11 protein-coding genes (1 of these 11 running past the window's edge) are annotated in these 10,989 nt (G+C 61.9%); 8 read left to right on the top strand and 3 right to left on the bottom strand.

Annotated features, from left to right (window positions below; translation table 11 throughout):
- Positions 1-744, bottom strand: partial view of an aldo/keto reductase gene (locus CHEJ32_RS0119065; protein WP_371179814.1) — the 5' portion only. Its footprint begins 84 nt before the window's first position; 744 of the gene's 828 nt are visible here — the first part of the coding sequence; it begins with the start codon at positions 742-744; the stop codon falls past the left edge of the window.
- A gap of 270 nt (positions 745-1,014) precedes the next feature.
- On the opposite strand from CHEJ32_RS0119065, the gene CHEJ32_RS0119070 reads away from it, so the two are divergent.
- The 7 genes from CHEJ32_RS0119070 to CHEJ32_RS0119100 all read left to right on the top strand — a co-directional run bounded on the left by CHEJ32_RS0119070 (position 1,015) and on the right by CHEJ32_RS0119100 (position 8,383).
- A complete protein-coding gene (locus CHEJ32_RS0119070) occupies positions 1,015-2,031 on the top strand; it encodes a PotD/PotF family extracellular solute-binding protein (protein ID WP_028035219.1) in 1,017 nt (338 codons plus the stop codon).
- Between the two features lie 102 nt (positions 2,032-2,133).
- Complete coding sequence (locus CHEJ32_RS0119075; RefSeq protein ID WP_028035220.1) at positions 2,134-2,961, top strand: ABC transporter permease; 828 nt, start codon at positions 2,134-2,136, stop codon at positions 2,959-2,961.
- Positions 2,958-3,746: an ABC transporter permease gene (locus CHEJ32_RS0119080; protein ID WP_028035221.1), complete on the top strand. Its 789-nt coding sequence runs from the start codon at positions 2,958-2,960 to the stop codon at positions 3,744-3,746. The genes CHEJ32_RS0119075 and CHEJ32_RS0119080 overlap by 4 nt, the downstream gene beginning before the upstream one ends.
- Entirely contained in the window at positions 3,743-4,804 is a 1,062-nt protein-coding gene (locus CHEJ32_RS0119085; RefSeq protein WP_028035295.1) for an ABC transporter ATP-binding protein, read from the top strand. The genes CHEJ32_RS0119080 and CHEJ32_RS0119085 overlap by 4 nt, the downstream gene beginning before the upstream one ends.
- Positions 4,801-6,120 (top strand): amidohydrolase family protein, encoded by a 1,320-nt coding sequence (locus CHEJ32_RS0119090; protein ID WP_051469764.1) that lies wholly within the window; start codon positions 4,801-4,803, stop codon positions 6,118-6,120. Before CHEJ32_RS0119085 ends, CHEJ32_RS0119090 begins: the two co-directional genes overlap by 4 nt.
- Positions 6,117-7,499, top strand: coding sequence for a dipeptidase (locus CHEJ32_RS0119095; RefSeq protein WP_028035223.1), 1,383 nt, complete (start codon positions 6,117-6,119; stop codon positions 7,497-7,499). Before CHEJ32_RS0119090 ends, CHEJ32_RS0119095 begins: the two co-directional genes overlap by 4 nt.
- Complete coding sequence (locus CHEJ32_RS0119100; protein WP_028035224.1) at positions 7,496-8,383, top strand: nucleoside hydrolase; 888 nt, start codon at positions 7,496-7,498, stop codon at positions 8,381-8,383. The genes CHEJ32_RS0119095 and CHEJ32_RS0119100 overlap by 4 nt, the downstream gene beginning before the upstream one ends.
- Before the next feature lie 58 nt (positions 8,384-8,441).
- Here the strand turns inward: CHEJ32_RS0119100 and CHEJ32_RS0119105 are convergent, their stop codons facing one another.
- Entirely contained in the window at positions 8,442-9,602 is a 1,161-nt protein-coding gene (locus CHEJ32_RS0119105) for a M20 aminoacylase family protein (RefSeq protein WP_028035225.1), read from the bottom strand.
- Positions 9,603-9,670: 68 nt separating this feature from the next.
- Between CHEJ32_RS0119105 and CHEJ32_RS0119110 the strand changes: the two genes are divergently transcribed.
- The gene (locus CHEJ32_RS0119110) at positions 9,671-10,354 is read left to right on the top strand and encodes a phosphoribosyltransferase (RefSeq protein WP_028035226.1); all 684 of its coding nucleotides are present in this window, start codon (positions 9,671-9,673) and stop codon (positions 10,352-10,354) included.
- A 6-nt stretch (positions 10,355-10,360) separates the two neighbouring features.
- Here the strand turns inward: CHEJ32_RS0119110 and CHEJ32_RS0119115 are convergent, their stop codons facing one another.
- Positions 10,361-10,978, bottom strand: coding sequence for a LysE family translocator (locus CHEJ32_RS0119115; protein WP_028035227.1), 618 nt, complete (start codon positions 10,976-10,978; stop codon positions 10,361-10,363).
- Between the last annotated feature and the right edge of the window lie 11 nt (positions 10,979-10,989).

The following is a 10,989-nucleotide window of genomic DNA, read 5'->3' on the forward strand; positions in this document are numbered from 1 at the left end:
GAGAAAAAAATCGAAGACGGCAAAATTCTCGACGATGCGGCTGGGCGTGACCGATTTGGGGATCACGACCAGTCCATTGTCGATATGCCAGCGAATGATGACCTGGGCCGGCGTCCGTCCATGCTTGGATGCGACGCGCCCGATCACGGGGTCTTCCAAAAGCTGGCCTTGCCCAAGCGGGCTCCAGCATTCCGTGAGGATCCCGCGTTCCTTGTGGGCGTCGCGCATTCTCCTTTGCTGGAACCGGGGATGGAGCTCGATCTGGTTGAGAACCGGTCGCTCACCCGTTTCGGAAATGATCCGGTCGAGGTGCTCGACGTCAAAGTTGGAAACGCCGATCGAACGCGTGAGACCTTCCTCTTTCGCCTTGATGAGCGCCCGCCAGGTATCGAGATAGAGACCGCGAAAAGGCGAAGGCCAGTGAATGAGATAAAGATCCACGTAGTCCGTTCCGAGGCGCTTCAAGCTCTCGTCCAGGCTCCGCAAAGTGCTGTCGTAGCCCTGGTCGTCATTCCAGACCTTGGTGGTGAGAAACACATCCTCGCGAGGAACACCCGAAGAGCGGAGGCCTTCGCCAACGCCCTCTTCATTCTCATAGAGCTTGGCCGTGTCGATGTGGCGATAACCTGCTTCGAGCGCAGTCCTGACGGCGGTCACCGCCACGTCATTGGGCGTTCTCCAGACGCCGAGCCCGATTTGGGGAATAGATCGGCCGTCACTAAAAGTGAGATGAGGCTGGTTCATCAGCAGGTCCTCAATTCGAAGATGAGATGGATTTGAGAGTCAAATGAGACCCTGCGTAGATAGGTCCCCCACTCCCCATTTAAAGGACCAATCGCTTGCACACAAAAAGCCCACAGAGAAACCTTGCCTATTTTGCGCGCAAGCTATAGTCCGCCCGGGAAATGAGCTGACGGCCCGGAAACAGCGTGGACCAGCAGTCGCTTGTCGCCGGATTTCAACAGAGCTACGGTTCGAATTCCTTCTCCAGCAGTCCAACCCATGGATGGCCCCATGAAAAAGTCCCTCGTTCTAAGCGCCTTCGCCCTCTCCCTGTCCGCCGGTGCTGCATCCGCACAAACCCTCACGATTTCCTGGTGGGGCTATAATGGCGAGAAGCTGGACGCGAATGTCATCCAGCCCTTCAAGGAGATCTGCAACTGCGACATCGTGTTCGAGACGGGCAACAACGCTGACCGCCTGAACAAGCTCAAGGCGCGCGGCGGCAAGGGCGTCGACGTGATCTTCCTTACCGACAGCTATTCGCAGATCGGTATCGAGGACGGTGTCTTCCAGAAGATCGACCGCTCCAAGATCCCGAACATCGAAAAGCTCTATGACATTGCCAAGGCTCCGCAGGGAGACTACGGCCCGGCCTACACAATCGGTCGCGTCGGCATCGTCTATGACAGCGAAAAGGTAGAGCCGCTGACCTCATGGAACGATCTTTGGCGCGAAGACCTGAAGAGCCAGATTTCGCTCCCCGGCATCACGACGACCGCCGGTCCGATGGTCGTCGTGGAAGCAGGCAAGCACGCCGGGGTGGATGCTTATGAAAACGCCGATGAGGCTTTCAAGGCGATCGAAGCCCTGAAGGAAAATACGGTGAAAAATTATAATACCGGGTCCGAGATGGTGAATCTCGTGTCCACGGGCGAAGTCACCGTGGCCGTCGCGCAGGACTTCACGCTGGCCTCGCTCAGGGAAGCCGTCCCCACCATGACCTGGGCGGAACTCGAGGACGGCGACATCGCAACGCTGAACACGGTCAACATCCCGGCCGGATCCGAAAATGTCGAGCTCGCGCACCAGTTCATCAATTTCCTTCTGTCGACCGAAGTGCAGCAGAAGGAGGCCGAACAAGGGGTGGATGCGCCAGTCAACACTGAAGTGAAGCTGACGGACGAGCAGGCCGCCCTCTGGACCTATGGCCAGGAGGTCGTCTCCTCGCTCAATCGAATGGATTACGCGAAGATGAACGCGGTCAAGACCGATTGGATCGACCGCTGGAACGAGATCTTCGGCATGTGATGAAATCCCGCATCTCTCTTCTCTCCATTTCCTGGAAGAGGGATGCCAGTTCCCGCGCCGCCGACCGGCCGGCGCGGGAAGAATAAGCGCCTGAGAGATCGCATGAACCCACGATTGTTCGCCTGGGTCCTGGCCATTCCGGCGACGCTATTTGTCGCCCTCGGCCTTGGGCTTCCGGTGCTCTCCACTTTTGCTACGACTATCGGGGAAGCTGCTGGTCCGCTTCAACCCTATATCGCGTTCTTCACGTCCGGTTTTCGACGGACCGTGCTCTGGCGCACGATGGAGGTTTCCCTCATCACGACCGCTATTTCCGTCGTTGTCGGCTTTGCCACCGCCTGGGTGGTGGCCCGGGCACCCGGCCGCATCAAAAGCCTTCTGATCATCGCCGCGGTGTTCCCGCTTCTCACCTCAGTCGTCGTGCGCAGCTTCGCCTGGATGGTAATCCTGGGCAAGAACGGCATCGTCAATACGGCGCTCTTGGGTCTCGGCTTCATCGGTGAGCCCCTGTCGATGCTCTATACGGAGGGCGCGGTCATAGTCGCCATGGTCTATCTCTTCGTGCCGTTGATGATCCTGACGCTCGTTGGCGTGCTGGAAGGCATCCCGCGGGATCTGACGGATGCTGCAACATCGCTTGGTGCGACACCGGCTGCAGCTTTCCGGCAGGTCGTACTGCCGATGGCCGTGCCGGGCCTGATCGTCGGCGCAGTTCTGGTCTTCACCGGCTCCTTCACCTCCTATGCCACGCCGCAGCTTCTGGGCGGTGAGCGGCAGATGATGATGGGAACCTTCCTCTATCAGCGGGCCATGGTCACCTTCGACTGGGTCGGCGCCTCGACGATAGCGGCGGTGATGACGATCGTCACACTCGCCACGGTGCTTGTCATGTCTCGCCTTGCGCGCAAACTGAACCCGGTGACCGGATGATGAGCCGCACCCATCCCCTTCTTGTCGCCTTTGCGGGGCTGACTTTTATTTTCCTGATCGGACCGTTGATCATCATCATCGGCACCGCTCTGTCGGATACGACCTTCCTTACCTTTCCCCCGCAAGGCCTTTCGCTGCGTTGGTTCGAGAACATCTTCGAAATCTCGGCCTTCCGCACAACCATGGTCACAAGCTTCATGCTGGCCGTGGGCGGAACCGCGCTGTCCCTCCTCATCGGGGTGCCGGCGGCCTACGCCATGGCGCGCTATCGGGTGGAACTGCCCAAATTCCTGCCCAATGTCTTCGTTCTGCCGATCCTGGTGCCGGAGATCGTGCTGGGCTTCTCGCTGATGAAATCGGTGGCTACCGGTCTGGGCTTCCCGATCTTCACCAGCCTGCTGATCGGCCACGCGCTGCTCGTGCTGCCCTATTGCGTACGCGTCGTAGGCGCATCTCTCAACAGCTTCGATTTCTCGATCGAGGAGGCGGCGGTCTCTCTTGGCTGCCCGCGTTGGAAGTCCTTTTTTACAGTGGTTCTCCCCAATGTGAGAGCCGGCGTCATCGCCGCCTTCATTCTCGCCTTCATCACCTCCATCAACGATGTCTCGATCTCCATCTTTCTGACGGGCCCGGGCATCTCAACCCTGCCGATCCAGCTCCTTGCCCACATGGAACAGTTCTTCGACCCGACGATTGCGGCCGTGTCGGTGCTGCTCATGGGAGTCACCGTCGCCGTAATGGCGGTGGTGGAATGGACGCTCGGCCTGACCTTCCTGACAAAATGACCGTATCGCTGACCCTTCAGAACGTTTCCGCCCATTACGGCCCGACCAAGGTGCTGGATGACCTTTCGCTCCACGTGGGCGAAGGCGAACTGGTCTCCCTGCTCGGGGCATCGGGTTGCGGCAAGACCACGACATTGCGACTGGTCGCCGGGTTCCTGCAGCCCACGTCCGGAACGATCCGGCTGGGCGACCGGGACCTGACCCGGCTGCCTGCGCACGCCCGCAATATCGGCCTGGTCTTCCAGACCTATGCGCTCTTCCCGCACCTCTCCGTCCTCGACAATGTCGCATTCGGGCTCAAGCAGCGCGGTATGGGCACGGCCCAACGTCGCGCCAAGGCGAAGGAAATGCTGGAACGCGTGGGGCTTGCCCAGTTCGCGGAGCGTTATCCGGCGAATCTCTCGGGCGGCCAGCGGCAGCGCGTCGCCCTGGCGCGCGCCCTCGTCATCGAGCCGCCGCTTTTGATGTTCGACGAACCGCTGTCCAATCTGGACGCCAAGCTCAGGGTCGATATGCGGGTGGAAATCCGCCGGCTTCAGCGGGCGAACGGTACCACCGCCCTATATGTCACGCATGATCAGGAGGAGGCGTTCTCCATCTCCGACCGCGTGGCGATAATGAATGCGGGCCGTATCGAGCAACTCGATTCGCCGGAGGTGCTTTATTCCCGTCCCGCCAACGCCTTCGTTGCGGACTTTGTCGGCTTCGAGAACATGATCCCGATGAGGGCCATTGCTGAAGCTGGCGACGGCGTGCGTGCAGAGATGGCCGGCGGCGCCACGCTCGACCTCTATAGATCAGACTTCACGGTGCCCGGACGCGATTTCATCTTCGCCGCAAGGCCTGAGGGGCTCACGGTTGCCCGCGAAGGCAAGGGCATTTCGGCTAGGATCAGTCTCAGGACCTATCTCGGCCGGGCCTACCAGTATCGCTGCAACACGCCGGCAGGAGAAATCGTGGCGAACGGGCCGCTGTCCGATCCACTCGAGCCCGGCACGGACGTCGTCCTCGTCCCCAATCCCGCCCAGTGCTGTCTTTTGAAAGCGGAATCGAGATGATGCTGACGCTTGCGAATGCCCGCATCCTCACCATGGATGCGAGCCTCACGGAATATGCGAATGGCTGGGTGCGCATCGAAGGCGACACGATAACGGCCATTGGCGAAGGCACCCCGCCGGAAGGTGGCGAGGTGATCGATATGGGTGGCGATCTCGTCATGCCCGGCATGGTCAACAGCCACTGCCACATGACCATGACGCTCTTCCGTGGTCTGGGCGAAGACGTGGACGACCGCCTCTTCCGCTACGTTCTGCCGCTCGAACGCGAATGCGTGACGCCGCGCACGGTCGCCATCGGATCGCGCCTTGCCGCCCTGGAGATGATCCGCGCCGGCGTGACCACGGTTGCGGACATGTATTATTTCGAAACCGAGGTCGGCCGCGTCATCGACGAGAGCGGCATGCGAGGCGTGGTCGGGCAGACGCTCGCCGATTTCGATGCCCCCGATCACAAGAGCTTCGATGAAGGCTTCGCGCTGACCCAGGAACTGGTCGACATGTTCGCTGGCCATTCGCGCGTCACACCTTCGATCGCTCCGCACGCGCCCTACTCCACCGACATTCCGGTCATGCGCCGCGTGGCCGAATTCTCCGATGCCCATCCCGACATACCGGTGCAGTTGCACATGGCCGAGATGGTGAGCGAGAACGAATGGGCCGAGAAGAATTACGGTCTTCGCCCGGTTCAGGTCGTCGATAAGGCTGGGCTCTTGAAGCCGGGACTGATCGCCGCCCATTGCCTCTTCGTTACCGACGGGGACATGGACCGCATGGCGCAGCAGGATGTTCGGGTGGCCCACAATGCGCGCTCGAATGCAAAGGCCGGGCGGGGCATTTCACCGGTCGAGGCGATGCGCAAGCGCGGCATTCCAGTCGGTATCGCCACTGACGGCCCCATGAGCGGCAACACGCTCGACCTCTTCTCCCAGTTTGGCCCGGTTTCCATGTTCCAGAAGCTGCTCGGCCAGAGCCGCAAGCCTATGCCGACCGTGGACGTTGTCCGGATGGCGACGATCGAAGCGGCGCGCGTCCTAGGCCTGGACAAGAAAGTCGGCTCGCTTGAGCCGGGAAAACAGGCGGATGTGATCCGCATCAAGCTGGACGATCCCCGTGTGCTCCCGGTCTATGACATCTATTCCACGCTGGTCTTCGCCGCCATGCCTTCAGACGTGCATGACGTGATGGTGGCCGGGCGCTGGCTGATGCGCGAGCGCGAAGTTCTCTCGCTGGAAGCACCCAAGGTCATCGCCGACGCGCTACAGGTCGCCGGCGAGTTCAACGCCCGCATCGCCGAGATCGACAGGAGAAAAGCATGAGCACCGACGATATCCTGGCCCATGTGGACGCTACAATCGACGAGCGCCTGCAAAGACTGTTTCAGCTGATTCGCATTCCCTCGGTCTCCACGGATCCGACGCGTGCGGAGGATTGCCGCCGCGCGGCAGAGTGGCTGGCAAACGACCTGCGCTCGATTGGCGCGGACGCAAGCCCGCGCGTCACGAAGGGGCATCCGATGGTGGTGGGCCATCTGCCTGCTCCGGAAGGCCGCCCGCGCGTGCTCTTCTACGGCCACTATGACGTGCAGCCCGCCGATCCGCTGGAGCTGTGGGAGACGGATCCTTTCGAACCCACGCTGCGCCCTGCCCCCGATGGCGACACCCATATCGTCGCGCGCGGTGCTTCGGACGACAAGGGTGCGCTGATGACCTTCGTGGAGGCCTGCCGCGCCTGGATCGAAGTCCGCGGTGCACTCCCCGTCGGTGTGAGCTTCCTTTTCGAGGGTGAAGAGGAAAGCGGCTCGCNCNCNCNCATCCCGTTTCTGGATGAAACGGCGAAGGAGCTCGCCTGTGACGCGGTGCTCGTCTGCGATACGGATATGTGGGATGCCAAGACCCCGGCCATCACCACCATGCTGCGCGGGCTTGTCGGCCAGGAGATGACGATTACCTGTGCCGATCGCGATCTCCACTCCGGTATGTTCGGCAATGCCGCACGCAACGCGCTGACCCTCATGACCGAGATTCTGGCAAGCCTGAGGACGCCCGACGGCGGCGTTGCCATCGAAGGCTTCTACGACGGCGTGCAGGAACTGCCGGACGAAGTGCGCAAGATGTGGTCGCGCCTGCCCTTCGACGAGGAAAAATTCCTTGCCGATGTGGGCCTGTCGATCCCGGCGGGGGAGAAGGGCCGCTCCGTGCTGGAGCAGGTCTGGTCACGTCCGTCCTGCGAGATAAACGGTCTTTGGGGAGGCTACATCGAGCCGGGTTTCAAGACGGTGATCCCGGCCAAGGCCCACGCCAAAGTCTCCTTCCGCCTCGTGGCGGGCCAGGACCCGCAAAAGATCCGCGATGCCTTCCGTGCCCATGTTGAGGCTCGCCTTCCGGCCGATTGCACAGTCGAGTTCGAGGATCACGGGCTTTCGCCCGCAGTCAGCATGCCGGCGGACGGTCCTTATCTCCAGGCCACGCTTGCGGCACTGACTGAAGAATGGGGCGACGCCGCCATCGCCGGCACCGGCGGGTCGATCCCCATCGTGGGTGCGCTGAAAAAATATCTTGGCGCCGACGCCCTCCTCGTCGGCTTCGCCCGGTTCGACAACCGCATCCATTCGCCCAACGAGAAATATGACCTGTCAAGCTATCACAAGGGCATCCGCAGCTGGGTGCGTATCCTCGAAGGGCTCGCCCAGGCATGAGGGTCCTGATCGATACCGATCCAGGCATCGACGATGCCATCGCCATCCTCTTCGCGCTCGCCCACCCCGAGTTGGAAGTGGTGGGGATCACGACAGTGGCCGGCAATATCGGGATCGGAACCACGACCAGGAACGCGCTGCGTATCCTCGCGCTTGCTGGAAAAAATGTGCCGGTGCACGCCGGCGCAAAAGGACCGCTCACCCGCGAAGGGGTGGATGAGACGCGCATCCACGGCGCCGACGGACTCGGCGGCGTCGCCTTCCCGGAGCCTCGAATTGAGCCCTCCGGGACGGACGCAGTGGCTTTCCTCTCGGAAACCCTGATGGAGCGCCCCGAAGGTACTATCGACATACTCGCGTTGGGACCCCTTACCAACATTGCAGAGCTGGTCACCCGGGCGCCAGAGGCCGCCCGCCGGATGAGGCGGCTGATTGCCATGGGCGGCGCGGTGCATGAGCGTGGCAATGTCGGTCCGCGCTCGGAATTCAACATCGCGCATGATCCGGAAGCCGCAGAGATCGTTTTTGCGGCCAGCCTGCCCTTCACGCTGATCCCGCTGGACGTGACGCGCAAGGTGCGCGCCGACCATGCCTATCTCGCTCGTCTTGCGGATATCGGCACCCCGCGAGCTCATGCCGTGCGCGATCTCATAGCCGCCTATTTCGATGCGACCACCGGCGGCGAGAGCAGACCGTTGCACGATCCCTGCGTGCCCGTTCTCGCACTTCGCCCCGAGCTCTTCCGTATCGAGAGCATGAAGCTTTCGGTGAACTGCAGCGCCAGCGAGCTCGCCGGGGCGATCGAACCCGGAAAACATATGCTCGACGTCGCGATGGGAGTCGAAGCGTCGGAAGTGCTCGATCTTCTTTCAGGTGCACTTTAACGCTACACACAACCAGAAGGAGCAACAGGCACTTGCGCGCTCCTTTTGAATCGACCCGTCAGCTGCCTCGGAGCTCTCCGCGCACGATCTCGCACCAGTAGCGCACACCTGCCGGTATGGCCGCATCATTGAAGTCGTAACGGCTGTTGTGGTGCAGCGCGCCATCCTTCGCGGGTCCGTTCCCCAGCCACGCATAGCAACCCGGCACCCGGATACCGAATTCTGCAAAATCGTCGCCGGCAGTGGATGGCGGGAAATCCGTCAGCACGTTCTGAGATCCCACGGCCCTTATCGCGGCGGCCTGTGCCAGCTCCGTGGGACCCGCCGCGTTGACCACTGGCGGAATGCGCCGATTGAACCGGTATTCGGCTGTAACGCCGTGCGCAATCGCCACCCCCTCGGCGAAACGCCCGATCGCAGCCTCGAGTCGGTCACGTATTTGCGGCGTGTACGCCCGGGCCGTTCCGCCGACCTTCGCCACATCCGGTATCACATTGAGCGCGGCGAAATTTCCGGCCTCAACCGCGCAGGCGCTGACGACTGCTGATTCGAGAGGGTCGATCTCGCGAGCCACAATCATATGCAACCCGGCAAGGAACTGCCCCATGGCCGCTATCGGATCACGGCCCAGATGCGGCTTTGCCCCATGGGTGCCAATCCCTTGGAAGTTCACTGTCCAGCTGTCGGAGGAGGCGAGTTGCGGCCCCTTCACAACGGCGATCTGATCGACCGCAAGACCGGGCATATTGTGTAAGCCATAGGCCGCATCCACCGGAAAACGATCGAAGAAGCCGTCGGCCACCATCGCCTTTGCGCCGCCTCGCCCTTCCTCGGCGGGCTGGAAGACGAAATGAACCGTTCCGGAAAAGTCCCGCGAAGCGGCAAGCTCGCGAGCAGCGCCGAGCAGCATCACGGTGTGACCGTCATGCCCGCAGGCATGCATCTTGCCGGAAATGGTGGACCTCCACGGCTGCGAACCCAATTCGGGCATGGCGAGCGCATCCATGTCGGCGCGAAGCGCGATTGCGCGCCTGCCGTCGCCTGCCTTGAGCGTGCCCACCACTCCCGTCCTGCCGAGGCCGCGGGTGACTTCCAGACCGAGCACCTCCAGCTGCTGAGCCACGATGGCGCTGGTCCGTTCCTCCTCGAATCCGAGTTCCGGATGCGCATGAAGATCGCGCCGCAAGGCCACCAGTTCGCTCAAAACCTGTTCGTTCATCTGCCGCTCCGATTGCGCGGGCCGTCGCTCGGCCTATGTTGCCCCTTGTTCTGACATCAGGGGCATCGATGCAAGTCGCACCACATGAGTTCTGGCAACAACTTCATGCCGAGGATGGATTGCCCGAAGGCGTCCAGCGCGGCGGAACGGCCTTTGCCGCCGCCCTGCCCGACGGACGGCGCATCCTTCTGCCGATACGCGTCCTGCCCGGTGCAGGCGATAGGGCCGTTGCATCCCTCATCGTGAACCAGGCCAGTTTTGCCGTACTCGATGCGCTCGCCGACATGCTTGCCGATGCGCTGCGTCCTTTGGCGCCGTCCGTCATCGTCGCCGTCCCGACACTCGGTCTACCGCTTGCCGAAGGCATTGCGCGTCGTCTTGGACATGCCCGGATGGTGCCGCTCGGTACAAGCCGGAAATTCTGGTACGATGATGCCTTGTCCGAGCCACTCAATTCGATCACGACGCCTGAACAGGCGAAGCGCCTCTATATCGATCCGCGCATGCTGCCGCTGGTCAAAAACGGCAGAGTTGCCGTTGTAGACGATGTGCTTAGCAGCGGCTCCTCCATGAGATCGGCCCTTCGCGTCCTGCGGCACGCGGGTGTTGTGCCCGTCGCGATCGCGGTTGCGATGCTCCAGGGCGAAGCCTGGCGCGCGCCAATCACGGAAGAGGCAGGCGGATGCCCAGTGCTCGGCGCAATCGCCACGCCACTCCTCAAGAATGGAAGCGAAGGCTGGGAAGCCGCCTGAACTCCATCAGTGACGGACGGCGATTGCTGCCGCAGCTCCCGCCATGAAGGCGGCAGCGGTCTTGTTGAGTGCCTTCAGCGCGCGCGGAGCTTGCAGCAGGAGGCGCGCCTTTGCAGCCAGCGCAAGATAAGGAACCAGCACAATGAGAAGCACCACGACAGTGCACAGTGCCAGCATGCCATAATCGAGGAAGGTAAGGCTTCGCAGGTCCACAAGCGTGGGCGCCAGCGCCAGATAGAAGATCATCGTCTTGGGATTGCCGAGCGTGACGAGAAGGCCGGCCATGAAGCTGGAGAAGGCTCCGCCCTTTCCCCTGCGCGCCTCGATCTTTTCGGCGGAGATTCCTGAGGTCCAGAACGTCCATGCGAGCCAGGCGAGATAAGCCACTCCCAGCCATTTGACGATCAGGAACACCGTTCCGAAGGTCTGCGCGACCAGAGCAAGGCCGAGTACCACAGCCGTAAGATAAGTGAGGTCTCCGAGCACGAGGCCGAAGGCCATGAAAAGGGAGGAACGGAAGCCCGAACCGAGTGCGCGCGCAACAAGGGCCGTGACACCAGGACCCGGAATTGCCGCGGCTACGGCCAAAGCGCCGCCATAGGTGATCAGTCCCGCAAGGGTCATCGCCCGATTTC

Source organism: Chelativorans sp. J32, assembly GCF_000518985.1.
Lineage (GTDB): Bacteria > Pseudomonadota > Alphaproteobacteria > Rhizobiales > Rhizobiaceae > Chelativorans.